Below are 24502 nucleotides of genomic sequence, written 5' to 3'. Positions count from 1 at the left end.
TGCAAACGAAAAAGCCGGCTGAATGCACCGGCTTTTTTGCGCTTGCTTCTTTCCCAATTTTCACATGCTATGCTTCTCGCGTCAAGCTTCCGCGCTTGGTACGCGTCTTGGAATAGGCGATAGCGATCAGCGTTCCCAAAATAAGCACCGTCACCATATTCATAGCGCCAGCCGCAAGACCTTGCGTAAACACTTTGTTCGCCGGTTCTGCATAGATCAGAATATCCAGCAGCGGCGCGACGATAAACCAGGCAACCGCGTTTGCGATAATCTGCGCGATGTTAAAACGAACAATTGCCCCGATCCCAAACTCGCCTTCTTGGATACGGATACCGCGAGTGAGCAAGCCAACCAGCAGACCGAACACGCCCGACGCGATGACCCAGCTAAACCACGGCATTCCGTACGAGATCAGATCCGCCAAGCTATGGCCGATCAGACCGATCAGCAACCCCGCCAACGGCCCGTACAGCAAAGCGAACAAAGCCAAGATGGCATAGTTCGTTTGTAAATTGGTATTCGGAATTCCTGTTGGAATCGAGCCGAAACGGGCCAATACGATAAACAGTGCCGCTCCGATCCCGATCGCGACAACCGTTTTAACCGAGAACCCTTTCGAAGATTGCATAAATACCCCTCTTTTCTTTATAAACATGCGAGTCGCTTTTGACGATTTGCTTTCTTTGCGTTGATTATACCGGGATAACCGTCGCAAAGCTACCGTTTTTTTATGAAAAGTCTATTTTATTTATCGGAATTATAAGGATAAAGGAATCAGCCGTCGGACCGATAGACATCGCTTTCCGGCAATGCTAGTTTTAACGTGACTCGTACCTGCTCGACACCAAAGGTATTCGCTTGACGAAAAAATCATAATCGGGATTAAGGAGTGTATACATAATGGATAGGAAACCTTCTAAACTTGCTGCGTTTTTTCAACATCCGTTGGTATGGATGCCGATCGGCTTCATCTTGCTTGTGCTGGGCAACGGCTTGCTGAGTCCCCTGATCGGCTCGACGAACGTGCCCTTTGTCGTATCTATGTCGCTGGTAAGCGGGATCGTCTGCGTCGCCGTATACCTGCTGGTCATGAAAGGGATCGCCGGCCGTCCCCTGTCGGAACTGGCGTTACGCCATGCCGGACGCGAAACGTTGCTGGGACTCGGAACCGGTATATTGTTTATCGGAGTCAGCGTACTCGTCATCATGGCTCTCGGCGGATACCGCTTTTATTGGTCGCCCGCCGTGTCGGCAAGCGTGCTGCTAGCGGGGACCTTACTGTTCGCAAGTGCCGCATTATTCGAAGAATTGGTATTCCGCGGCTTGCTGGTACAAGGAATCGAACGTCTTGGCGGAAGCTGGTTAGCCTTGGCGTTGACCTCAATCTTCTTCGGCGGCGTTCATCTGGCTAATCCCAATGCAACGTTGCTTAGCGCCGTAGCGATTGCGATCGAAGCCGGACTTCTTCTTGGTGCCGCTTTCCTGTGGCGTCGGAATCTATGGTTCGTGACGGGTCTGCACTTTGCCTGGAACTCTTGCGTAAGCCTGCTGGGTATTCCGGTATCCGGCATTGATTCGGCGGGTTTATTCGAAGTTCGCTTGGCTGGAAGCGACCTGCTTACCGGAGGGGCTTTCGGGATCGAGGCTTCGATCGTTCCGGTGGTTGTCGGCTTGTTGCTTTCGTTGTGGATGGTGGGGCGTGCGTATGCGGCTGGGCGGTTCAGGTCTTTTCGCAACAGACGGGAGACCTGAGAACGTTACGTAGGTGCGGGAAGCGAGAAGACTGCGAGAGAAATTGCCAGCGTATGCTTTCGAAGTGCATTTCTTCGAAATGCTTTACAAAACGCTGTCTCACTCGGAAAATGGATTGAATTGAAATAAGGCATTTTCCGAGTGCAAAGGCGTTTTTCACTGAATTTCTCTCTCCGTCTTCTCGCTTCCAGCTACGTTGGGCTTTCTTGATACGTTGAATTCTGAAATTCTCAGGCTTTCAGAGTTAAGATTCATTGTAAACGCCGAGACTAAAAGATCACCATTCATTTAAGGCGCTACCTCACTTGAAAAGAAGAATAAGCCTTTAGAAAATAATCTAACCTAGAACGACTTCAGGGCCGACCGAATTTTGCGGTTCATATCCGTCGTAAGCTTGTATATAGAATTCGATACCGGATAAATCGTCAGGCAGGGGCGGGCTGACGACAAAGTTTTGAGACATTTTGCCTGTCGTTCCGGCTCCTGATCCTGCCCGGCAATCGTAGTGTTGATTTCCTCCGATCTCAAGCTTGAAGTGCCAATTCGGCCGTTCTTTATAATTCAGGTCTTCCGACTCTTCCCAATCCGCGCTTAACACGACCACGCTCGCGTTATCGTATTGTCGTACCGTAACGATTGAGTAAAAAAACTTATCTTGTTCCGCAGATTTCATGACAGGAAGCTGGTAACGGAATCCGTTCGGTTTGATACGCGGCTTATGCAATTCTTCGGCGCCTAGCGTACTGAACACGGAATGCAGATGTTCAGGGTAAAAACCGTACTTTTCCGCCCACTCGTTCACCAATGCTTGTAATGGATGGCCCGGATTTCCTTCCGACAATGCTTTGCGCTGTTTGAGCAGCTCGCAAATTTTCTCGTCAATCGGCTGAAGCCTCTCATCATAATACATATCCTGGCGCTCGAAGCCTTCGAATTCCATCATCGCATGTTCCTCCCCTATTCGATCGCTATACGATCCGTTTATAGAATTTCTTATCGACCTCCATCACAGGGAACCCAGGCGGCAGCATTTCTGCGTTCACTTCGGCAAAACCGTTTTTTTCGTAAAAACGGTGCGCGGCTACGAAAGCAGGCGTTGTTCCGAGCCACACTTCCGCCAACCCTTGCTGCTGCGCCCAGATGAAAGCCTTATCCAATAAACGCTTCGAGACGGCATATTGTCCGCCCCGGAATTCTTTTTTTACGAACATTTTACGCAGTGCCGCACGATCTTGCCCGATGTCCAGCAGCGCGATTGTACCGATGACTTCGCCTTCATGGAGCGCGGTCCAAAAGTTTCCTTTTCCCCGCTGGTAAAAGGTCTCGATCTCAAGCAAATCCGGCTGGTCTTTCAAGGTGATCGGAATGCCGTATTCGTCCCGCTGGATCGGAACGATCAAATCGGCCACGGATTTCTGGCGCTGCGCCGAATGCGCGTAAAGCTTAACCGCGATATCGGGAATATTGTTCATCGGACATTCTCCTCGTTTTCGTATTCGGGCAGTTCCGGCGGTTCGGGCAGCACGATATCCCATTCCAGTTCCCGCCACGGACTGCTTTGGTCGGTCAGCAGCTTGTTTAGATGGCTCAGATTGATCTCCGACCATTCTTCGGACAAATCCCGGCTCCAATATTGGCGTCCCGCCATATACGCGACCGCGTAATCCGGCCAATTTCGGTACGACCAACGGGCGCGAACCGCGTTATGCAGCAGATAGGCGTTTTCTTCCTGCTCATTGATATATCCCGATACGCGGGCGCAACGGATATAAAAAGCCAGGCGGCCCCAATCCCAAGCGGCGATTCCGGCAGGCGGCAAACGGTCCATATACAAATGAGTCGTGTAGACGTCCTCGTAACGCTCGTCGTTTTTCGGCAACGAAGCCAGGTAAGCCCGGCGTTCCGCCAGCGTCATGACGCTCAAAAACAATCGAGTTTGTTGAAAACCGGGGTTGTGCATGCCGCTCCACATCCGATCCGCCAAATGCCGGAAATCCGAAGCGCTTTCTACGCTCCACGTGTCTTTGAGCATGCTTTTGGCATGGCTCAAAGCGGAAACGCATTCTTCGAAACGAAACGGAAAAGGCGCGCCGTTTTGGCGCAGCAGCGGTCCGCCGAGCGCAGTCGCCCAATTCAGCGCCCGGCCATACGAATAATTGTCCATTCAGACGTCCTCCTCTTCTTGATACGGAAGATCGCCGCGCATCGGAAGCCGGACCGGCGCAAGCGGCAGTTCGTCGGACCAAACTTCTCTATTCGGGCGATCGCCGAGCAAACGCAAAATGCCGGTGAGCTTGTTTCGGCGTTCGATCCGTTCCAGACGTGCGATGTAATCGCGATGCCCCGGATTTTGCTCGCACGCTTCGCGCGCCAAGCGCAGCGCTTCCGCCAGATCGCCCTGTTCGTAACGAACGATCGACAGCAAGCTGGCGGTATCGCCCCGCAGTCCCGCGGCGTACGCCGTATGCAAAAAGTCGGCCGCTCCCGCGTAATCGCCGAGCTTGACGCGCGCGCTGCCCGCATAATGGCGCAAAAAATCGAACCACTGCGCGGGAGCTTCCTGCGGCAAACGTCCCAGCAAACGTTCGGCGGCGGCTCCCGCTTCTTCGTATCGGCCGTGCTCGAACAAAACGCCGATCCGCCGCATATCCGTATCGAAATCGTCCGGCGCGAGCGCCAATACGCGATCGGCGTACGCAAGCGCGCCTATATCGCCGATCGCAGCCAGTTCGTTCAACGCCAAACGGGCGATATGGATTTCTTGCGGAGCAAGATCCGAAGCCGCGGCAAAACAATGCAGCGCTTGCCGATGGTTACCCAGCTTGGCAAACGCGTATCCTTTCATGACGCGCAGGTCGTAATACTCTTCCCACAGATCGCCGATTTCGTCCAGCGCTTCGTTATATTTTCCCAACTCGATGCAGAGTCTGACCACATGCATGCAAGCTATGGGCGTATCGTTCAATTCTCTCGAACTCCGCAGGTCTTGCAGCGCTTCTTCGCGGCGTCCCAGACGTTCGCGGCACAGGCCGCGCACGCGCAGCAGGTAATCCCAATGCGATTGAAATTCCAGCGCCCGATCGCAGTCTTCGGCCGCTTCCGCGTAACGCTTCAACTCATACAGCGTCATGCCGCGGCGACCGTAACAACGGCTGGTAGGCTGCCGAAGCAAAGCTTCCTCGTACAATTCCAGCGCTTCGTCATAACGTTGGAGAGCGTAAACGCACAGTCCCAACATCTCGTAAAATTCCGCGTTCAGCGGACCGAGTTCGGCCGCACGCCGCAAATCGGCTTCGCCCAAACGCAATTCGTATTGCCCAGCCAGATACAACCCGCGATGCATAAGCGCATAATAGGCGTTCTGCCCGGCCGCTTCCGTCGCCTCAACGGCTTCATCGAAAAGCGCCCGGGCCTCGTCTTCCCTGCCCAACTCCGCCAAGGCGCGGCCCAGTAGCGTTTTCATCTCGCTGGTGTATCCGTATAACGGCGCTTCGGTCAGCAGCCGTTCGCATTCTTCGTAACGCTGCATGTCGAGCAGCAGTTCGCCTGCCGCGAACCGCGTTTGCCGATCGCCCGGATAACGCTTGAGCACGGTCAACAGCCGTTCGAAATTTTGTTCGCGCAGCTCCAGCAGACGGATTCGCAGCTCAATGTCCGAAGGCTCAAGCAAAAGCGCCAATTCGCATACTTGCTGCGATTCGGCTAACCGGTCCAGTTCCCGGTAACAGCGCGCAAGCCCGAGCAGCGCTTGCGTATCGTTCGGCAGCAGGTCAAGCGCCCGCTGAAACAAACCCAATGCTTCCGAAGCAAGGCCGCGTTCCAGCATCAGGTCGGCTAATCGCATGATCGCGTCCCGGTCTTTGGGAAAACGGCCGACAATCGCGGCCCAATCGTTCTCCGCTTGTTCGTCGTTGCCCATCAAATGAAACGTCGTCGCGCGAATCCTCAGCAGATCGGGATCGCCGGCAAACATGTCGAAGGCTTCATTCAAATCGTCCAACGCCGCTTCAAGCTGCCCGTGCCTCAAGCGAAAAGCTCCGCGGGCGCGCAGCGCGAGAAAGCGGTCGTGATCGAATTCGCGTTCCCGCGGCAAATAATCGAAACGAAGTTCCGCAGTCTGGCGAATCGCGTTCAGCACATATTCGGCAAATTGCGGCGGCACGAGCCTCGACAATCCAATCTCGTCTTCCGTCCAGTAAAAAAGCCGATCCAGCAGCTTCCATACGCCGTGCGGCAAATACGCGTTCTCCGCCAAAAAAGCCAAAATACGCGTTTGCATCTCCTGCTTGAACGTCAAATTTTGCAGCCGCTCGTCGGCAAACCACTTTTCCCATACGTCCATGCGTATCCGCTGCCCGTATTCTCCGTAAGTATGCGCAAAGCGGCGCATCAGCTCGTCGGCTTCAGCGGAATCCGCCGAAGCCGACTGACCCGCAGACGAAGATGGCCGGGGAACCGGCGGAATTTGCTGCGGCGCTTCGGAACGTTCGCTTCCTTCTTCCGAATAGGCCGGATTCCGCTCGGCCGGATCGTTTGGCGCCGGAACGCGGCCGCCCAGCGCCAGACGGTTGGCCTGTCCCCAGACCGGCAGGTCCGGCTCCGTCGACCGCTCGTTTCGTTGCACCGCTTCGATCTCTTCCGGCCGGATCGTTTTGGCAAGCCGCAGCGCTTCGTCATAGGCTTCCCTTAACCGTTGGAAGCCTTCCGGATCGTCTTCGGGATGCGTCTTTTTGAGCAGGACGGCATACGCGCGCTTGATAACGCGGCTGTCCGCCGTCGGCGCGATACCCAGAATATGCCACACGTTCATATCAAGGCCGCTTCCCTTCGTATTGATCCAGGAATCGTTCCAACCGCTCCGCTTCTTCCGCGACTTTGCGAAGATCCTGGCTATGCAGCGCCGCTTCGAAACGCTGGATAGCGAGCGCGATCCGTTCCCGTTCGTCGCCCAGCCGGTCTTGGTACAGACGGTCTCCGCGCGCCAGCAGCAACCGGTTTTTTTCCTGATCGCGAGGGTGCATTTTGAGCGACGCCAACTGCTTGAGCCGATACTCGATCTCTTCCCGGCTCATGACGCCCGGATTTTCCTCGATCACGATGCGGTGAACGTCATCCAGGCCGACCGTTTTGACTTCGACTTCCAGAATGCCGTTAATATCGTACGTATACCGGATATCCAATTCGCGAATGCCGGTCGTGCCGCGTGGAAACTCCACTTCGAGTTCGCCGAGCAGCAGATTGTCCGCCGCCAAACGGTGTTCGCCCTGATAGATTTTCACGCTTACGCGCCGTTGATCTTCGTGGATCGTCGAGAAACGCTTGACCCGGCTGACCGGAACGAACGTATTGCGCTCGATGATCGGGCTGAAATGTCCCGGTTCGTATTCGCCGTTCTCGTACGCGATCGCGATATCAGTGCCGAGCGTATACGGGCACACGTCCGTCATCACCACGTCCTGAAGTTCCTCGCTGCGTTCTTTCATCCCTGCCTGAATGCCCGTGCCGAGCGCGACCGTCTCGTCCGGATCGATAGACGCCGCCGGCGAACGCCCGAACATGCGGCTTAACAGGCCGTATACGACAGGCATGCGCGAAGCGCCGCCGACCATCACGATCTCGTCGACCGATTCCGCTTCGATCGAAGCGTCCAGCAGCGCCCGTTCGATCGGACGGCGAAGACGTTCCACCAACGGCTGGACCAGCTTTTCGAACAGTTCGCGGTCGATCCGCAGTTCTTTCGTTTGGCCGCCGATGCCGAGCCGCAGTTCGATCGGATAATCCCGCGACAACAAGCGCTTGCCGCTTTCCGCCTGATCGCGCAAAAAAGCGAGCGTTTTGCGCTCCAGCGCGGCTTCCCGCACGCCGAACGTTTCGAGAAAATGCGAGACGATCGCGTCCGTGAAGTCTTCGCCGCCCAAATGGTTGTCGCCGGCGACCGCTTTGACTTCCATCACGCCGTCGAACAATTCCAGGATCGACACGTCGAACGTGCCGCCGCCCAGATCGAATACCAGAAACTGCGTTTCCGCCTGCCGCTGATGCAGCCCGTAAGCGATCGCGGCGGCGGTCGGTTCGTTCATTAGCCGTTCGACGTTCAAGCCCGCCAGTTCTCCGGCCATGCGGGTCGCTTTGCGCTGCGTATCGTTAAAATAAGCCGGAACGCTGATGACCGCTTCCGTTACCGGCTCGCCGAGGTAATTTTCGGCGTCGGCTTTGAGCGCCCGCAGCACAAGCGCCGACAATTCTTCCGAACGGAAACTGCGATCGCCGAGCCGGACTTCGAGCGGGGTTCCGATATGGCGCTTGAACGCGGCCGTCGTCAACAGCGGGTGCGTCAGCAGGCGTTCCCTGGCGATGCGTCCCACCAATATATCGCCGTTGTCGTCGACGCCGACGACCGAAGGCGTCAAGCGGTCCCCGAGCGCGTTGGGGATCAATTCGGCGCGGCCGTTTTTCCAAACGGATACGGCGCTGTTGGTCGTACCCAGATCGATTCCGATAATGGTCATGATAGTTTCCACCGTTTCTTTGTATGAGTTATGAACAATATATGCTTTCCAGTTTAACAGTACATCCGTAATTTCGACAATTGCGCGAACGTTTTTTTTCCTTATAAATAAAAAAAGAAACTTCGACAGATCGATTCGAAGTTTCTTGAGGATTCCTTTCGATTACCTATTGATTCAGTCCGTAGATAATATCGAGCGTATCGTCGATCTCTCCGTCCGGCATAGAGTATTCTTCATCCAGCGTCTCGCCTTCACGAACCAGCCAAATCCCCGTCAATTCAAAAGTCAGGTCCTCGTATAACAAAAACTGGATCGTGGTATGCACCTGTTCTTCGCCGTACATGGCGTCTCCCGTAAACTCGACGACGTCGTCGTCTGTTTCCGATTTGAAATATTCCCAATTCGGGTTGCTGAAAAACGCATCGAACACTTCGCCGATCGGTTCCGAAGAATAACGGGTAAGCGCTCCTTCCGTCACGGCGCTCACCACAGCTTCCGGGTCGTAGTCTTCGTAATTTTCGATAATCGTCGTCGTGGCCGTATCAATGTCCGCATTCACTGTGGCGTCCACATTCATCGTCGTGTCCACGTTCATCGTCGCATCGACGTCGACCGTTCCGTTTTCGCCAATTTGAACGCTCGCTTCGGTCTGACCGTTGCCGGATACCGTGGCCGTCGCCACGCTTTTGCTGGTCGTGGTCGTCGTGACGGTTCCGTCCGCCTGCACCGTCTCCGTCGTGACCGAACCGTCTTCGTTGACCGTGGTTTTCGTTTCGGGACGAGCATCTTCCTGCGCCGCCGTCTGTTGTTCAGCTACGAGAGACGCCTGCTGATCCGTTTCGTTTGGAGCTGCGCATGCCGTCAATAGCGCGATCAGTCCGATTAACATCCATTTTGCTTTCATCTTTTTATTCCCCCTCGTTCCATCTGGAAAACCAAGCCTAAAGTCTTGCTCGCTTGAAAGTCATAAGTCCTAATACGACCAACATTCGTCAAGGTTCCAGTTTCCGCCAAACCTTTTCGGAAAAGATACCTCGTCTGCCTATTGACTTCTCTGCCGTTGACCCTGAACTCGGGAGCGTGCTAACATACCTAACAAAAAAGAAGCGGGAGGAAAAAAGATGAACCGAAACGATCTGCGCTGGGACCATATCGTCCATTACGTCAACGATCTGAACGAACCGATTTCGCTTTTTCGGGAAAAGGGACTAATTGCTTTTGCGGGCGGCTCGCATAAAAAATGGGGCACGCACAATGCGCTGAGTTACTTCGGCTTGACGTATATCGAATTTTTGGGCGTGGAACACCGCGAACTTGCGGAAAGCGCCGAACCGTATCACGTCGTCGTGCGCGATGCCGCGAAGTTGCTGCCTGAGCATGAAATTCTGAGCCGCGTGGTACTGCGCACCGACGCGATCGACGACGTGGCGGAATTGCTGCGCGGCAAAGGTCTGGAGTTGTCGCCGATTCTGGACGGGGAACGCCTCGACGCTTCCGGCAACCTGATCCAATGGCGCATGTTTATGGTGCAAGGCGATCATGACGGCTTGCCGTATCCGTTTTTTATCCAATGGAACGGTACCGACGCAAAACGTTCGGCCGCTCTGAGCGAATCCGGCGTGATCCGTCCGCATCCGGCGGGCGATATCCGGTTGGATACCGCCGTGTTCGGCGTCCGCGATCCGCAGGCGACCGCCGCGCATTGGCAGGAAGTCTTCGGCTTGCAAGCGGACCCGGCGGCGCCGAACACTTTGCGCGTCGGCAATCAGCGATTCGCGTTCGAAGCTTCGGCCTCGGGAACATCTGCTTTGCGGACGCTGATTTTCCGCACGCCGTCAACCGATCTGCAAGGAAGCACGCTGCGGATCGGCGAAGGCGAGTATCGTTTTGAAGCGGAATGACGATAAAATAAACTGAGCAAAAAAAGACGGCGGGTACGTTCGTCTCCGATTCAAGCATAGTCTCAGCCTGCTTTCGATTTGGGAAACTCCTGTTACCCTTTTCGGTACGGGCTTTAAGAAATAAATGCGTATGTGCAACTATTCGAGCAAAAAAAGCGAAAACGATACAAAATCGCGAAAATAATTGCATCTGAGTACTTATTCGCGGAAAATCGAAAAAATCGGAGAAATTAAGTGCATCTATGCACCTATTGATCCGACGTTATCTTTTCCGTCCGGCGGAAGAAATCCGAATCAAACAGTCAAGTTTTCAAAAAAGACCGAAAAAGGTGTTTCCAAAGCCCGCCAACGGCTTCCGGAACACCTATTTTCCAATCCTTATCTACACTTCCGAATGATCTTCTAACCTGCGCATACGCCAACGTATCGCATACACCCGCCTCAACCCTTTTCCTATTCGAAAAGCAACGTTTACGATACCCGGCGTCCGCTCTGCTCCGCCGTATCCGTTGCCCGCAACTGCTTCCGCAGCAGCGGATAAAACAGGATGCCGCTCGCCAGCAGCAACACGCCGAATCCGAACGTTTGCCAATCCCCCATTCCCGCATACACGACCCAGATCGAATAAATCGTAGCCAATCCCGCGACGATGCCGTCCGTTCGACGTTCGCGAGCTTTCGTATAGCCTTCGCCGGTGAGCGTCAATTTGAGTTGGTAGACCGAAGCGATCAGGTAAGGCACCAGGTACGCAAGCGTCGCGACCACGATAATAAAATCAAACGCCTGCGAGATCGATCCGGAGATGGTCGAGAAGATCAATAGCTGACCGAGTGCATTCGAAATCCACAAGGATAGCTTCGGCATGCCTTTATCGTTTTCCCGTTTAAAAGGTTGAAGAAAAACGCGCTGCTTGGCAGCTTCGTATGGAACTTCGGCGCTCAGCAGCACCCAGCCGATGGTCGAGCCGATCAAACTGACCAGACCCAGCGCCGCCAACAGATAACCGCCGTAAGGTCCGAGCACCGCCGTCATCGCGTCAACCAGCGGATTTTGCGACTGCATCAATTGCTCTTTCGGCAAAAGCCCCATGGTCAGAATACTGATGCCGACATACAAGATAATCGCGATCAGCAGTCCGGCGAACGTCGCACGGCTGACATCCTTTTTCCGCTTGGCACGCGCCGCGAACACGGTTGCCGACTCTACGCCGATAAACGCCCACAGCGTTACGACCGCCGCCGCGTTGATCTGCGATAACAGCGATGCCGAACGGCCTTCGCTATCAATATGCGCCGCCGCGAACTGGCCCATCGTCGACGATTGAAAAGCAAACAGCGCAATAACGATGAATACCGCAAACCCGATGACTTTCGTCGCCGTCGCGATCAGATTAAGCCGTCCGGCCCCTTCGATGCCCCGCAACGCCAGAAAATGAGTCCCCCACAGCAGCAGCGAGCATACGATAAAGTTCAAGCTATGCCCAATCGTCAGCTCGAAGCTTCCGACGCCAAGCAGAACGCTCGCGCTGTTCATGACCGGAAAGAACGTCGATAAATAGCTGGCGAACGTCGTGATCACCGCCACGAAGCCCGCAATATTGCCGATCCAGTATCCCCAGCTCGACATAAATCCCGACAGCAGCGATAACGCCGGGCTGTTCGGGAACAATTCTTTCGCATAAATCTGAGGCCCGCCGTTCAGTTCGGGTTTGCGCAGCGCCAAGTTACCGAATACGAGCGCCAGCATCAACACCCCGAAGCCCGTTACGCCCCAGGCCAATACCGTTCCTGCCGGACTTGCAGCTTCCGCCAACGAACGAGGCAACATAAAGATCCCCGATCCTACCATATTGCCAACGACGAGAGCCGTCAGTACCCAAAATCCTAATGTCTTTCCCTTGCTCACTGAAATTCCCCTTTTCCGTCCATGCTCTATCTCTTTAACAGGGAGTCGTAAAAAAGCGCCCCGGCCTTTGATTATACACTTCTCTCTGGTAAAGCGAAAGAGTAAAACGCATATTATTGTACGAAGGCGCTTTACTCCTGTAGAATAAACTGGAGAATACGTATTCGGAGGCGGGCATGAACAATCGATACAAAAGCGAAAAAGACGTTTTCTTCTTCACGCTCAACTGGGCGATCATCATCGCGCTGTTAATCCTGGTCTGGATGGGACTTTCGACCGGAGGCTCCCTGCTGTTCATTCCGGTCTGGCTGCTGATTCTGATGTTCGTCGTCTCTACGTGGTACATGACGAACTATGAGATTGAAAAAGGTCACTTGCGTGTACGCTCGGGTCCGCTGAACTGGAATATTCCGATCGACAAGATCGAGAAGATTACGCGGAAACGCAGCATGGGTTCGGGACCGGCGCATTCGCGCAGCCGGCTGGAGATCACGTATGCGGGCGGCAGCATGATGGTTTCGCCTGTGCGGGAAGACGAATTTTTGAAGCAGTTGAAAGGGATTAATCGGAAGATCGTGGTTGATGTGGCGAATGTGAAAAAGGATGCTGAAGCGAAAAAAAACCTTTCCCGGTGAGGGAAAGGTTTTCTTTTTTGAGGAGGTGGTTCGCTTGGGAGGCGCCGCGGGAGAAATTCGTTCCGGTCGCGTGTTGACTTCGGGAAGCTGGATTGGAATTCTATAAAGGAAGCTTCCCGAAGTCAAAGGCGATCGCTAACGCTCCTTCACTGAATTTCTCCCTCCGCTTACGTCTCCTCGCTTGGACCACTGCCTCAAAAACTGCAACCTTTTGGGTGTTGTAAAAAGATTGCGCTCTCTTTTTGGCTTATCTGGCCTTCAAGTCTTGGGGTTATTTGTCTTCAAATTCGTTCAAGCTGACCCAGCGCTTTTCCGAGGCGGAGCGTTCCACGGCTTCGAGGACGGCTTGGCACTTCACGCCGTCTACGAAGTTCGGAACCGGTTGGCGGTCTTCGGCGATGGCTTTCATGAGTTCATGCACTTCATGGGTGACCGTGTGTTCGTAGCCGATGGTGTGGCCCGCGGGCCACCAGGCGTGCATATAGTCGTGGGCGGCGTCGGTTGCGAGGACGCGGCGGAAGCCTTGGACGTCTTCGGCGTCTTCGGAGAAAAAGACTTCCAGTTCGTTCATACGCTCGAAGTCGAAACGTACGCTGCCGAGGCTGCCGTTGATTTCAAAAGAGTTGGTGCTGCGGTGGCCGTTGGCGAAGCGGGTGGCTTCGAAGGTGCCGAGCGCGCCGTTTGCGAAACGGGCCATGAACATGGCGGCATCGTCTACGGTGACTTGGCCGCGCGGGCCGTCGCTGCTGCCTTTTGCCGTGAGTCCCGTCATTTCGGGTGGCATCGGGCGCTCCTTGATAAAAGTCTCGGTCATGCCGATGACTTCATGGAACTCGCCAACCAGGTAGCGAGCCATGTCGATCGTATGCGCGCCCAGATCGCCGAGCGAGCCGGAACCGGCTATTTCTTTTTGCAGTCGCCAGACAAGCGGGAAGTCCGGGTCCATGATCCAATCTTGCAGGAACAAGCCTCGGAAATGATAGATTTTGCCCAGCCGGCCGTCTTCGATCAGCTTTTTCGCCAAGCGTACGGCCGGAGCGAAGCGATAGTTGAAGCCGACCATATGCTTAACGCCGGCAGTTTCGGCTGCGGCCAGCATTTGTTTGGCATCGGCCAGACTCAGCGCCAGCGGCTTTTCGCAAAAAATATGTTTGCCCGCAGCGGCAGCGGCGAGCGCGATTTCCTTGTGCGCGTCGCTCGGGGCATTGATATCGACCAAGTCGATGTCTTCTCTGCCCACAAGCCGGCGCCAATCGGTCTCGACGCTATCCCAGCCGAACTGCTCCCCCGCCGCACGCACCGCTTCCGCGTCCCGTCCGCAAATCGCGGTCATGACGGGCTTCGGGACATCCGGCAAAAACATGGGCAATGCCCGATAAGCGTTACTGTGCGCCTTGCCCATAAATTTGTATCCGATCATGCCGACATTTACGAAATCGTTCAAGAAAGTTCTCCACCCTTCCGGCCTCTGCCAGTCTTTGAAATCGCTCTCATATTTATTGTAGCGAAAAGAAGACGGCAAAGAAAGTTTCATGGAAGAATGAAGTGTATTTCCGAGACGAACCCATTGTTCATGCGGCACAAAGCGGCCTCCTATTCAACAGGGGACCGCTTTCTTCAAACCAAAAATTTTCTAAAGAAACGGTAAAAGAAACCATAAGATGTCGTCACCGAGCCAATGCGCGCGAAATGCCGGATTGCAGTTTGCTTCCGCGCAGCGATTCTTCTTCGCCGCACTCGGACAGCGGAGACGCCGCCAACTCCCCGTCGCGTACCAGATCGCCGAAGATCGAAGACAGTTGGCGGGTAATCGCGGAATCGTCTTGTCGCAGCGCGACCAGACTGGTCTGAAGCGCAAACTCGGACAATTCGCGTACGCGCACAGGCGTCAATCTCCCTTCCCTCACTTCTTCGCGCGCGCAGACGGCTGGCAAGAATCCGATGCCTGCTCCGCGCAGGATCAGCTTTTTCGCCGTCTCGGAGTTGTCGACATGGAAAGCGATCTCCGGCGGCGATTCCAGCGCTTCGAACGCCCGGTGAATCCGAAGCCAATCAAGCGTTCCGCATTCGAAAAAGACCAGTTTGCGCTCTTGCAGCTCGTCTACCGACACCGATTCTTCGCTTGCGAACGGATGGTCAGAACGCACGTACAGATTGATCGGGTCTTCGTAAAAGGCTGCGGTGCGCAGCGACGGGTGCATCACTTTGCGAATAAACGCCACGTCGATCTCGCCCGCCAGCAGCCGCTTGACCAGCTCGTCCGTGCCGCCCGTCGTTAGCTTCACATGGATGCCGGGGCAGCGTTCGTGCAGGCGCGGCAGCAGCTCGGGTATCAAATAGTTCGACACGGAAATGGTGCTGCCGATTCGAAGCTCCTGCGGCAGTTTTTCCGAACGGCGGATATGCTGGCGCCCTTTTTGCAACGTCTTCAGCATTTCCTGGGCATAAGGCAGAAATTTGCGCCCTTCTTCCGTCAAGACGACCTGCTTGCCGATCCGGTCAAATAATCGGCAGCCGAGCTCTCGCTCCAGCGTCTGGATTCTGGCCGTTACCGAAGGCTGCGATAAAAACAGCGCCTCAGCCGTTTTGTTGAAACTCCCATAGTGATTGATATAGACGAAAGATTCGATATTTTCGATATTCACTCGGCTGCCCCGCTTTCATTATGATTTATCCGATGAATTAAGTCGGTTTAATGTATCATAGTGTCAACGAGCGTTACTGTCAATGGATATTCAAACGCAAGCCAATATAGAAAAAATGAATAAGGAAACGGATTTATTTAATATTTCTATCAATCATTTTTACCGTTTCCTTATCAATAAAGCTATCGCAATCGATTTTATATATAGGTTTTTTCTATAGATGTCGATAATACTCTAACCAAGAGGCCAATATGCGGTGTGCTCGGCTTGGTCATTCAACACACGGTAAGTGGCACGTCCCATATAAAGCGGAATATTCAGTTTTTTCAAATCCGGCAGCCCGTTCTCCCCGAACGCCGAATCATCGCGATAAGCCTGTACAATCTCGCCGGCAATCCAATAATGGTCTCCGTACAGATGGATATCCTTTACCTGGCATTCGTAAGCGACATACGCATCGTGCAGCACCGGCACTCCCGTTTTGACTCCGTCATCGAACTTGAGATTCAGCGCACTCAGCTTATCGACGTTACGGCCACTCAGCGTGCCTGCGCCCTGAATCTGTTCGCTGCGTGCTGCGGGTAAAAAGTGAACGCCAAATACGCCGGATTCCCGAATCAAGCTATAGCTGTGTGTAGCTTCGCGCAGTGATATTCCGTAAAAAGCGGGACCGGAACCGATATAAGAATGCCAGCCGGATGCCATTACATTACGCTCTTCGCCTAATCGGGATGTTACCACGGCGACCATCCCCGGATACGCGTAGGTCACTTCCCCTTCGACTGCTTTTCTCATACGCTCCATCTCCTTCGTTCGTACGCAGATTTTTCGACATAACGATGCAAAAAGGACTTACCCATACACATCTGCCTCAAGTGTACAGGTAAGCCTATTCGGGAATCAAATCCACGGGATACAGGCAATGCCCGTTCAAGCTCTGGATTTAAATAGCAAATAAACGAAATACGGCACGCCGATGATCGAAATGACCACACCCACTGCAAGTTCTGCCGGAGCGAAAATCGTACGTCCGATCAGGTCGCCGAGCGCAACCATCGCCATGCCCACCAGACCGGAAATCGGCATCATATAGCGGTAATGAATGCCGACCAGCCTGCGGGCGATATGCGGAGCGATCAGACCGACGAAACCGATACTGCCCGATACGGATACGCATGCCGCCACAAGGCCGACTGCCGCCAGCACCAAACCTTTTCGCTCACGGGTCAACTCGACGCCAAGCCCCAGGGAGTTATCGTCCCGAAGCTGCATCACGTCGAGCGTTCGCGACTTGTACCAGATATACGGCGTCAACAGCACGAACCAGGGCAGCATCGCGGTGATGTACCGCCAATTCGAACGATGCAGGCTGCCCGCCAACCACACGGCTGCCGCTTCGAAGTCGCTCGGACTCATTTTCAACGACAAATACAATGTGATCGCGCCGAAGCCCGAACTGACCGCAATTCCGACCAGAATTAGCTGCTGAGGGTCAAGCCGACCTCGGCTCTGCGCGAAAATAAAGATCAGCATCGCCGCGACCAGGCCGCCCAGCAATCCGAACATCGGCATCGCCATAAACGACAGCCAGCCGTCTTTGAAATTCAGGCGGTCGCGCAGAATCAGCATGAACAGCACGATCGCCATCCCCGCTCCCGCATTGATGCCCAGCATGCCCGGATCGGCCAGGCCGTTGCGGGTAATGCCCTGCACGACAGAACCGGCAATCCCGAGACCGAAGCCTACCAGCAACGCGATCACGATCCGGGGCAAACGAAAATCGAACACGACCAGATCATGCTCAGGCAGCGGGTTGATCCGCAGCAACGTGCGCAGCACATCCCCTACCGACATGTCGAAAGTGCCGTTCGTCACGCTCACATATACCGTTGCGAGAATCAATGCGAGCGTAGCGGACACCACAAGCGTAAGGCGGCGCGGCGTGTTAAAGTGCATTTGCGCGCCCTCCCTTCCGCTTGATCAGATACAGGAAAAACGGAACGCCGATCAACGAAGTCACGACGCCGATCGGAGTCTCATAAGGCGCATTGATGAAACGGCTTGCAATATCGCACCAAACCAGGAATAAGCCGCCTACGAATGCGCTGCACGGAATGATCCAGCGATAATCGGTTCCGACAAAAAAACGGACGATATGCGGAACGAGCAAGCCGACGAACGCGATTTTGCCTGCCAACGCTACCGAAATGCCTGTTAAAATAACGACCGCCAGCATCGAAAGGCCTTTGACCAGTGCGGTACGTTGACCCAGCCCTGCCGCAATATCGTCGCCCATCGACAAGACCGTGATCGAACGCGACAAACCGAGCGCCAGCGCCATACCGGCTACCGCAAACGGAATAGCCAGCTGAATCAACACGGGGTCTATCTGGTCCAGACGCGCGTTGTACCAAAAGCTGATCGACTGGGAAACTTGAAAGTACATTGCGGCCGCTTCGGCGATCCCGCTCAGAAACGTGCCGATGATCGTACCGAGAATCGCCATGCGCACCGGAGACGTTCCGTTCGGCAGCAGCCAGGCCAGCCCGAAAACGATACCCGCTCCGATCGCCGACCCCCCCAACGAAAACATAATCGTGCCGAGGTTCGAAGTTCCCGGCAATAAAATCATACATAATGTTACCGCCATGACCGAACCGTCGGACACCCCCATAATGGAAGGCGCAGCCAGATAGTTGCGGGTCATCCCCTGCATGATCGCGCCGGACATCGCCAGAAAAGCACCGATCAGCAATGCGCCGATAGCACGGGGAATCCGCGATTGCGTAATGATCTGGTGATCGATCTGATCCGGGTTAAAATGAAAGACCGCCTCCAGGACGGTGGAGGCGTCGATATTTTTGGCACCGTATAGAACCGACACCACCAGGGTGATCACGATCAGCACAGGCGCGATCGTCATCACTGCAAGCGGATGGATTCTTCTTCTGCCTCCCATTTACTCGGACAGTTTCTCGGCTGCCGCTTTCAGGAACTGATCTCGGCTCCAGGCAGGTCCGCCTTCGGACAACGGGTTCATCAGGTTCACGAACATTTTTCCGTCCTTGTGGGCTTTCAACTGTTGAATGATCGGGTTGTTTTGCAGGTCTTCAAGCGCTTGGGGCGCTTTGCTGTTTTCGTTTTCGGAGAACTGAAGGAACAGGTAATCCGGGTTGATCTCAGCCAGTTGCTCGACCGAAATCTCTTGTTGCGCTTCAGCCGAGGCGATGATCTCCGGCACTTCGATGCCCAGATCGCCGTAAAGAATCGCGTTTACGAAAATGCCGGCCGGATAGACGTACAACGAGCCTTGACGAACGCGTACGGCCAAGACGCTTTTGTCTTCGACTTTCGTGCCGATCTCCGCTTTTGCCGTCTCGACGTCAGCCGCATATTGATCGATAGCCGCTTGCGCTTCCGCTTCTTTGCCGGTCAACTCGCCCATCAGCTTGAGGTTGTCTTTCCAGTCATCCGAAATATGCGACACCAGAATCGTCGGCGCGATTTTTTCCAGTTGAGCCAGCGTTTCTTCCGGGAACTTTGTGGAGCCCAGAATCACGTCCGGCTTCAACGACAGAATCGTCTCGAAGTTCGGCTCCGTTTTCTCACCGATTGATTGCGCGTTGTCCGTGATCGACGCGAACTGTTCCGGGAATTCACCTGCATAGGTGATTGCGCCGACTGGATGAACATCCAAAGTTACGGCGTCCTCCATCGCTTCCATTGCGCCCGTGATCACGATACGTTCTGCCTTGGCAGGCACGGTGTATTCTTTACCGAGGTATGTAATCGTACGATCACCCGTTGCCGCCTCGGAAGCATTCTCCTCCGCAGCTTCAGTGGTGGCTTCGTCGGTTGTTGCGGCTTGTGCATTGTTGTCCGTAGTCTCGGCTTGCGCAGCCGGTTCGGCCGATGTTTGCGCCTCGTTATTGCTGCCGCAAGCGGCAAGCAGCCCTACAGTCAGGACCAGGACGAACAGGATGGATAAAGTTTTGAATCGTTGTTGCATGATGATTGCTCCCCTTTCAAACCTTCTTTTCGTGATAATGATTCTCATTACCAAATCATAAAGCCCTACCCTTTTCAAAACCATGCACAATTCTACGAAAAACAATGGACGATCCTCCGTCAGTGCGGAAAATCGTCCATATACAAGTTTGTCTTAGCTAAATAGTAGGCTTATGGTTATCTGAAATGCACACGGTTCAAGTGCGTTTCAGATAACCATAACCGCACATCGGAATGAGACAAACCCCTTTTCAGCGACTCATTCAAAAAATCCGGGCTGCTTCGCGCAAGACGCGCTTATGCGCGCTCGGCGAGCATTCCCTCCAAGGATCGGAAGGCAACATATGAAGCCGTCCGGCGCGTACCGCAGGCAGCTCCGCCCATTCCGGCGAGTGGCGAACCGCCTCCCAAGCCGGAAGCGTCTCTCCCTCTTGGCAAACCATGAGTAAAATCCGATCTGCCCGGAACGTATTCAGCATTTCCGGGTTCATTGCATGCTCCCATTCATACCGCGAAGGCAGCGCAAGCAGGTTGATCCCCAGGTCTTCGCGCAAGACGCCTGCCGCGGAAGACGACCCTGCTGAATAAAACCCTCCTCGCCAGAAGCGGAGCAGCAACGTACGTTCGCCGCGTCTGCGTTGACCGATTGAACGGCCGATCGTTGCGGCTGCTTCCTGATACGATTCCAACCAGCGCTCGGCTGCTTCCGTCTCTCCCAGCGCAATCGCGGTCTGCCTTAACGTAGTGCGCCAATCATCTTCAGGGCTGATGTAGATCACCGGTGCCATCTGTTCCAGCCGGTCTTTCTCCTTTTCCGAAACCAGACTGCTGCATACGATATACTCCGGGTGGCTTTCTTTTAGCCGATCCAGATTCCCCTGCCAATCCGCTCCAAGCTTATATCCGTCCAAATGTACCGGAATATCCGCGGCGTAGCGGCTATGATAATAACCGGTCCACTTCGGATGAAGGGGAGCCGCGTAAGGCATCACTCCCAGAGCGAGCAAATAACCCGTCGATGTCGTGCAATAAGCTGCAATCCGTCGCGATCGACTCTTCATGTACGCACTCGGTGTTACCCCGGTTTCCTGCTTGAAACGACGGCTGAAATAAAACTCATCATTATATCCTACCTGCTGGGCAACCTCGCGCAATTTGAGTTCAGAGTTGGCCATCAAGCGCTTGGCACGGCGAATCCGCAGATCCGTCATATATTCAACCACGCTTTTACCGTAATGCTTCTTAAACTGGTCTACGTAATAGTTGCGGCTTAAGCCGGCCATACCCGCTAACTGCTCCAACTTCAGCGGTTCACGATAATGCTCGTCGATAAAAGTCTTGGTTTGCTGCATCAGCACTTGGGAATCATATTCCGGGGAAGCCGCTGCGGAAGCCCATTCGCTCACCAGCTCCAAAAATTCCGCTCGGGCTTTCATCCGCTGCGCTGCAACCGTACTTTTCCAACGACGCCAGATCGATTCCGCAGCTGCCTGCAATCGCCCTCCAGGAAAAGCGACCTCACCGGGATCTGTTCCGGGCCACGATTCCGCGGACAAGGCCCGCAACCGACCCGGCTGAGAATCTTCCTCTCGAAATACGTCAAACGAAATTAGAAAAGCCCCAAATCCCGCTTGCGAGCCGCTTTCGATGCCAAACGTCTGCTCAGGCGCAAACAATCGGAGCGAACCCGCACGCAGCGGCGCTTTTCCCGACTCGCTAACCACAATGCTTTCTCCTTCCACGCCTGCAACCCATACGTAAGAAGAAGTATGACGCTGCGGTACTTGCCGCTGAGAGCGATAGTCGATACGTTCTATGCCGTTCAGGCGAAAGATCAGATCCTCGTGCAAAACGTTCATCCCATGCTGCACAAGGCCGCCTTTAACTTTGAAAACCATCATGATTGCTCCTTTCACTTCGACTTCGGCTTTTGCCCGATTCTCGCTTACCCCTACCTATTTGCACGGATGCCTGTTTCCAGTACCCGGATCGCTTTTGCATGAATACCCGACAAATGATAACGATTCTCAATAGAATCTATTATTACTCTACCCGCTTGAAAAGCCGCAGTCAATGTTGTCTGAAAGGCTTCGTCGGTAGATCGTCCATTTTCCGGCTGAATATCGTCCATGTCTAACAAAGTCTTCGGGCGCTATACTCGGATGAAGCGGATTTTTATGAAACGGTATAGGAGGAACCCCGCATGAACTCAAACTTTACTGCACCCCCGGATCGCTCCGGCGACAACGACGCTTACGCGCCGATCGAACTTCGCGGCACGCGGCAGTTCGCCCTGCATTCCGCAGAGGGACGCGAATACCGGATTCTGATGTCGATTCCCGATCGGGAAGCCCCTGCTTCCGGCTACCCGGTCATCTATATGCTAGACGGACACGCCCTGTTCGCCACGGTGCTGGACGCCGAACGGGCTCAATCGCGCCGCGCCGACAAAACAGGCGTCGCGCCGTCCGTGATCGTAGGCATCGGCTATCCGAGCGGCCTCCCTTTTTCCCCGGAACGCAGCTACGATTATACCCTGCCTGTCCCGGCCGAAAACCTGCCCGCTTCCCGCGACGGCAAACCGTGGCCCAAACATGGAGGCGCCGATATTTTCCTGAACTTTATCGAAAATGTGCTAAAGTCAAAAATCGAAAGCATCCTTCCGATCGATCGCAGCCGTCAAACTTTGTTCGGCCACTCTTTCGGCGGGCTGTTTACGCTCCATACTTTATTCACACGCCCCGAAGCTTTCCGCTGCTACGTTGCCGGAAGTCCTTCCCTGCACTGGGCGAGACCGCTGATCGAACAGGAAGAAGCCGCGTTTATCCAAAAATTGCACACCGAAAAGCACGAGCTGAATCTGCTGATCGCCCTGGGCGAGCTGGAAGGCGATCCTCCCCACCATATGGTGCAAAACGCCCGGGCTCTTTACGAGCGTCTGCAACCTTTGCGCGAATACGGACTCAACATCAATTTCCGTCTGTTCGAAGGCGAAAATCACGGTTCTACTCTGCCTTCGATCGTTAGCCCGATGCTGAGAACGGCGGCACTTTAAGCGATTTTCGGACAAAAAAGACTGCCAACAAATGATTGGCAGTCTTTTTTAGATCTTTCCTTTCTCCAACAAAGCGAAGAAATTGATTCCCGCAGCGCCTCCACGCACCATAATGAATTTATTCGCTTCCTCACCCCTCTACTTCAATTTTACCTCCGCTCAAAATTTTCACGCCGTCGCCTTGATAGTCTTCTAAGTCTTTCATCAATCCGAACAGCGCCCGGTCTTTATGCTTCGCTTCCAGCATCACGTCGATCTGCGAGGACGTTCTCGCCGCCGCGCGCAAAAAGTCCAGCAGCGGACCGGCTTCCACGCCGTCCGCATGGCTGCGGCGATCGGTCTCGCTTCTAGGGCTGGACGCATGGATCTTCGGCGGCAGATGCTCGCCCTCCGGCACGTCGGTCCGAGCCAACGGCGATTCCCAGGTCTTCGCGACCTCCGGCCACCAATCCGAAGCCGGTTCGCCGACGCTGTTTGTCCAATGGTGGTGAATATCCAGCACCATCGGGAGTCCCGTGCGCTGCGCAGCTTCCAACGTTTCGCCCACTGTGAACGTTTTATCGTCGTTTTCCAGCGTGATCCGGCTTTGAATATCAGGGTCCAGTTGCGCGAAATGTTCGACGAATCGGTTGGCGGACGTCGGCTTGTCGCCGTAAGCGCCGCCGATATGGATATTGTTTTTGGATCGCGCGTCCAATCCCATCGCTTGCAGCATCCGCACATGGTAACGCAGATCGCGAACCGACGACACCAATACTTCCGGCCGAGGCGTGCTCAGCACGGTGTAATGGTCGGGATGGAACGAGACTCTCAATTTGTGCTTGCGCACATAATCCCCGATCTCCGCAAAAGGCTCCGCCAACGCGATAAACGGGTCCCAATCTTGCAAGTCGGCATGCGTGGCGAGCGGAATCAGTTTGGAGGAAAACCGATACATCTCGATGCCCTCCGCCACATTATGCCTGAGCAAACGCAGCGTATTATGCAAATTAACGGCGGCGATCCGCTCCAGTTCCCGCAGTCCCGCTTCCCGGTCGGGCAGTTTGGCGAAACGGGCCATCGTCATCGTTTTCGAAGGAGAAGAATCCTGAATTTCAAGCGACATTGCGACATATCCAAAACGAACGATCATCAGCAACTTCCTTTCCGGGTGTCTTATTCAAACATACCGCAAAGAAGCCGATCGGAATCAACGCCGCGCGTTCTTTTGGCTTTTTCGCATACAAAAACCCTGCCGCGAGTCGCGACAGGGCCGTGCTGTACGAATATCCGTCAAGCGGAAATACGCGGTTTTGCTTATTGCGGATCTTTCAAAATCTCTATTCGAACTTATTTTTCGAGCGTCAGTTCCAGTTGAACGTTGATATCGTTTTCCGTGCTCAATACGACGGAATGCGGGTTTTCCAGGCCGAAGTCTTCGAACGTCACGACCGTCGTACCCGACAGCAGCAGTTTGCCGTCCTGATACGAAGCTTTCGCTTCGAACGTGACCGGCTTTTCGATGCCTTTGAGCGTCAACGTGCCGTCCAGCGTGAAGTCGTACACTTCGCCTTCCGTCCACTCCTGCGGCAGGCCTTCGAACGAAGTCGCCGTGAACGTCGCTTGCGGGTACTGGCTCATTTGGAAGTAATCGTCGGATTTGATATGTTCGTCGCGCTGTGCGTTGCCGGAGTCGATCGCGTCGATCTCGATCGCGCCGCTGCCTGTCATTTGCGTCGCGTCGTCCACGTTCACGTCCCACGTTCCGCTGACTTGATCGTCTTCGAAGTTGACCGTTTCTTGGGAAGTGGTCACGGAGAAGTACACTTTGGACGTATCCGCGATATTCCATGTTCCGTTGAGGTCATCCGCCGCTACAGCCGTACCCGTGCTTGCTGCTTCGGTTGTCGTGCCGGTCGTCGATTCCGTGGTCGAAGATCCTTCCGTCGGCAAGACGCTTTCGATTTCCACGTTGTTCCCCATATAATTTTTCATCCACGCGTAACCGCCGACTCCGGCGATGACGATGACCGCCACAACGGCGATGATCCAAGTTTTCGCTTTTTTGCTCATGATTTTCTCCTCCTGTGAAGCTGTTTTTCGGTATCATACC

The 24502-nt window shown here is 54.4% G+C and carries 21 protein-coding genes; 4 read left to right on the top strand and 17 right to left on the bottom strand.

The window, feature by feature from the left end:
• Window positions 1-67 precede the first annotated feature (67 nt).
• Window positions 68-628, bottom strand: coding sequence for an ECF-type riboflavin transporter substrate-binding protein (locus WKI47_RS12770; protein WP_340227489.1), 561 nt, complete (start codon window positions 626-628; stop codon window positions 68-70).
• Between the two features lie 272 nt (window positions 629-900).
• Here WKI47_RS12770 and WKI47_RS12765 point away from each other — a divergent pair, with 272 nt between their 5' ends.
• The gene (locus WKI47_RS12765) at window positions 901-1752 is read left to right on the top strand and encodes a type II CAAX endopeptidase family protein (RefSeq protein WP_340227488.1); all 852 of its coding nucleotides are present in this window, start codon (window positions 901-903) and stop codon (window positions 1750-1752) included.
• A gap of 337 nt (window positions 1753-2089) precedes the next feature.
• Here the strand turns inward: WKI47_RS12765 and WKI47_RS12760 are convergent, their stop codons facing one another.
• The 6 genes from WKI47_RS12760 to WKI47_RS12735 form a co-directional block, all read right to left on the bottom strand.
• Window positions 2090-2695 carry a hypothetical protein gene (locus WKI47_RS12760; protein ID WP_340227487.1) on the bottom strand — a complete coding sequence of 202 codons (606 nt, stop codon included), beginning with the start codon at window positions 2693-2695 and terminating at the stop codon, window positions 2090-2092.
• A 25-nt stretch (window positions 2696-2720) separates the two neighbouring features.
• A complete protein-coding gene (locus WKI47_RS12755) occupies window positions 2721-3224 on the bottom strand; it encodes a GNAT family N-acetyltransferase (protein ID WP_340227486.1) in 504 nt (167 codons plus the stop codon).
• Window positions 3221-3916 (bottom strand): DUF1266 domain-containing protein, encoded by a 696-nt coding sequence (locus WKI47_RS12750; protein ID WP_340227485.1) that lies wholly within the window; start codon window positions 3914-3916, stop codon window positions 3221-3223. The genes WKI47_RS12755 and WKI47_RS12750 overlap by 4 nt, the downstream gene beginning before the upstream one ends.
• Window positions 3917-6562 (bottom strand): tetratricopeptide repeat protein, encoded by a 2646-nt coding sequence (locus WKI47_RS12745; RefSeq protein WP_340227484.1) that lies wholly within the window; start codon window positions 6560-6562, stop codon window positions 3917-3919.
• A 1-nt stretch (window position 6563) separates the two neighbouring features.
• Window positions 6564-8261 carry a molecular chaperone HscC gene (locus WKI47_RS12740; protein WP_340227483.1) on the bottom strand — a complete coding sequence of 566 codons (1698 nt, stop codon included), beginning with the start codon at window positions 8259-8261 and terminating at the stop codon, window positions 6564-6566.
• A gap of 166 nt (window positions 8262-8427) precedes the next feature.
• Entirely contained in the window at window positions 8428-9165 is a 738-nt protein-coding gene (locus tag WKI47_RS12735) for a hypothetical protein (protein ID WP_340227482.1), read from the bottom strand.
• A gap of 217 nt (window positions 9166-9382) precedes the next feature.
• On the opposite strand from WKI47_RS12735, the gene WKI47_RS12730 reads away from it, so the two are divergent.
• Window positions 9383-10162 carry a VOC family protein gene (locus WKI47_RS12730; RefSeq protein ID WP_340227481.1) on the top strand — a complete coding sequence of 260 codons (780 nt, stop codon included), beginning with the start codon at window positions 9383-9385 and terminating at the stop codon, window positions 10160-10162.
• A 471-nt stretch (window positions 10163-10633) separates the two neighbouring features.
• On the opposite strand, the gene WKI47_RS12725 is transcribed toward WKI47_RS12730, so the two are convergent.
• Window positions 10634-12067, bottom strand: coding sequence for an amino acid permease (locus WKI47_RS12725; RefSeq protein WP_340227480.1), 1434 nt, complete (start codon window positions 12065-12067; stop codon window positions 10634-10636).
• A gap of 176 nt (window positions 12068-12243) precedes the next feature.
• Here WKI47_RS12725 and WKI47_RS12720 point away from each other — a divergent pair, with 176 nt between their 5' ends.
• On the top strand, window positions 12244-12702 hold the full coding sequence (locus tag WKI47_RS12720; protein ID WP_340227479.1) for a PH domain-containing protein: 459 nt from the start codon (window positions 12244-12246) through the stop codon (window positions 12700-12702).
• A gap of 271 nt (window positions 12703-12973) precedes the next feature.
• Here WKI47_RS12720 and WKI47_RS12715 read toward each other — a convergent pair whose 3' ends face one another.
• From WKI47_RS12715 to WKI47_RS12685, 7 genes are all read right to left on the bottom strand, one after another.
• Window positions 12974-14122 (bottom strand): Gfo/Idh/MocA family protein, encoded by a 1149-nt coding sequence (locus WKI47_RS12715; protein ID WP_425355460.1) that lies wholly within the window; start codon window positions 14120-14122, stop codon window positions 12974-12976.
• A gap of 247 nt (window positions 14123-14369) precedes the next feature.
• The gene (locus WKI47_RS12710; protein ID WP_340227477.1) at window positions 14370-15347 is read right to left on the bottom strand and encodes a LysR family transcriptional regulator; all 978 of its coding nucleotides are present in this window, start codon (window positions 15345-15347) and stop codon (window positions 14370-14372) included.
• 234 nt (window positions 15348-15581) lie between these two features.
• Complete coding sequence (locus WKI47_RS12705) at window positions 15582-16142, bottom strand: flavin reductase family protein (RefSeq protein WP_340227476.1); 561 nt, start codon at window positions 16140-16142, stop codon at window positions 15582-15584.
• Between the two features lie 135 nt (window positions 16143-16277).
• Window positions 16278-17303: an iron ABC transporter permease gene (locus WKI47_RS12700; RefSeq protein WP_340227475.1), complete on the bottom strand. Its 1026-nt coding sequence runs from the start codon at window positions 17301-17303 to the stop codon at window positions 16278-16280.
• Window positions 17293-18306: an iron ABC transporter permease gene (locus WKI47_RS12695; RefSeq protein WP_340227474.1), complete on the bottom strand. Its 1014-nt coding sequence runs from the start codon at window positions 18304-18306 to the stop codon at window positions 17293-17295. The genes WKI47_RS12700 and WKI47_RS12695 overlap by 11 nt, the downstream gene beginning before the upstream one ends.
• Window positions 18307-19356, bottom strand: coding sequence for an ABC transporter substrate-binding protein (locus WKI47_RS12690; RefSeq protein ID WP_340227473.1), 1050 nt, complete (start codon window positions 19354-19356; stop codon window positions 18307-18309).
• A gap of 262 nt (window positions 19357-19618) precedes the next feature.
• Complete coding sequence (locus WKI47_RS12685; RefSeq protein ID WP_340227472.1) at window positions 19619-21256, bottom strand: AraC family transcriptional regulator; 1638 nt, start codon at window positions 21254-21256, stop codon at window positions 19619-19621.
• Window positions 21257-21558: 302 nt separating this feature from the next.
• On the opposite strand from WKI47_RS12685, the gene WKI47_RS12680 reads away from it, so the two are divergent.
• Window positions 21559-22410 carry an alpha/beta hydrolase gene (locus WKI47_RS12680; protein ID WP_340227471.1) on the top strand — a complete coding sequence of 284 codons (852 nt, stop codon included), beginning with the start codon at window positions 21559-21561 and terminating at the stop codon, window positions 22408-22410.
• Between the two features lie 130 nt (window positions 22411-22540).
• Here WKI47_RS12680 and uvsE read toward each other — a convergent pair whose 3' ends face one another.
• Together uvsE and WKI47_RS12670 are read right to left on the bottom strand one after the other, a co-directional pair.
• The gene (uvsE, locus tag WKI47_RS12675) at window positions 22541-23542 is read right to left on the bottom strand and encodes a UV DNA damage repair endonuclease UvsE (RefSeq protein ID WP_340227470.1); all 1002 of its coding nucleotides are present in this window, start codon (window positions 23540-23542) and stop codon (window positions 22541-22543) included.
• Between the two features lie 197 nt (window positions 23543-23739).
• Window positions 23740-24462, bottom strand: a complete 723-nt coding sequence (locus WKI47_RS12670) for a YceI family protein (RefSeq protein ID WP_340227469.1) — start codon at window positions 24460-24462, stop codon at window positions 23740-23742.
• Window positions 24463-24502: the final 40 nt, after the last annotated feature.

The sequence above is a fragment of the Saccharibacillus sacchari genome (assembly GCF_037722395.1).
GTDB lineage: Bacteria > Bacillota > Bacilli > Paenibacillales > Paenibacillaceae > Saccharibacillus > Saccharibacillus sacchari_A.
This window is presented reverse-complemented; position numbering and strand designations above follow the sequence as displayed.

Excerpts from the sequence above, each read along its gene's own strand:
- WKI47_RS12680 (WP_340227471.1), top strand. The coding sequence starts at position 21,559 with ATGAACTCAAACTTTACTGCACCCCCGGATCGCTCCGGCGACAACGAC.
- WKI47_RS12715 (WP_425355460.1), bottom strand. The coding sequence starts at position 14,122 with ATGATCGGATACAAATTTATGGGCAAGGCGCACAGTAACGCTTATCGG.
- WKI47_RS12740 (WP_340227483.1), bottom strand. The coding sequence starts at position 8,261 with ATGACCATTATCGGAATCGATCTGGGTACGACCAACAGCGCCGTATCC.
- WKI47_RS12670 (WP_340227469.1), bottom strand. The coding sequence starts at position 24,462 with ATGAGCAAAAAAGCGAAAACTTGGATCATCGCCGTTGTGGCGGTCATC.
- WKI47_RS12765 (WP_340227488.1), top strand. The coding sequence starts at position 901 with ATGGATAGGAAACCTTCTAAACTTGCTGCGTTTTTTCAACATCCGTTG.
- WKI47_RS12705 (WP_340227476.1), bottom strand. The coding sequence starts at position 16,142 with ATGAGAAAAGCAGTCGAAGGGGAAGTGACCTACGCGTATCCGGGGATG.
- uvsE (WP_340227470.1), bottom strand. The coding sequence starts at position 23,542 with ATGATCGTTCGTTTTGGATATGTCGCAATGTCGCTTGAAATTCAGGAT.
- WKI47_RS12760 (WP_340227487.1), bottom strand. The coding sequence starts at position 2,695 with ATGATGGAATTCGAAGGCTTCGAGCGCCAGGATATGTATTATGATGAG.
- WKI47_RS12770 (WP_340227489.1), bottom strand. The coding sequence starts at position 628 with ATGCAATCTTCGAAAGGGTTCTCGGTTAAAACGGTTGTCGCGATCGGG.
- WKI47_RS12720 (WP_340227479.1), top strand. The coding sequence starts at position 12,244 with ATGAACAATCGATACAAAAGCGAAAAAGACGTTTTCTTCTTCACGCTC.
- WKI47_RS12730 (WP_340227481.1), top strand. The coding sequence starts at position 9,383 with ATGAACCGAAACGATCTGCGCTGGGACCATATCGTCCATTACGTCAAC.
- WKI47_RS12735 (WP_340227482.1), bottom strand. The coding sequence starts at position 9,165 with ATGAAAGCAAAATGGATGTTAATCGGACTGATCGCGCTATTGACGGCA.
- WKI47_RS12745 (WP_340227484.1), bottom strand. The coding sequence starts at position 6,562 with ATGAACGTGTGGCATATTCTGGGTATCGCGCCGACGGCGGACAGCCGC.
- WKI47_RS12695 (WP_340227474.1), bottom strand. The coding sequence starts at position 18,306 with ATGGGAGGCAGAAGAAGAATCCATCCGCTTGCAGTGATGACGATCGCG.
- WKI47_RS12755 (WP_340227486.1), bottom strand. The coding sequence starts at position 3,224 with ATGAACAATATTCCCGATATCGCGGTTAAGCTTTACGCGCATTCGGCG.
- WKI47_RS12700 (WP_340227475.1), bottom strand. The coding sequence starts at position 17,303 with ATGCACTTTAACACGCCGCGCCGCCTTACGCTTGTGGTGTCCGCTACG.
- WKI47_RS12750 (WP_340227485.1), bottom strand. The coding sequence starts at position 3,916 with ATGGACAATTATTCGTATGGCCGGGCGCTGAATTGGGCGACTGCGCTC.
- WKI47_RS12690 (WP_340227473.1), bottom strand. The coding sequence starts at position 19,356 with ATGCAACAACGATTCAAAACTTTATCCATCCTGTTCGTCCTGGTCCTG.
- WKI47_RS12685 (WP_340227472.1), bottom strand. The coding sequence starts at position 21,256 with ATGATGGTTTTCAAAGTTAAAGGCGGCCTTGTGCAGCATGGGATGAAC.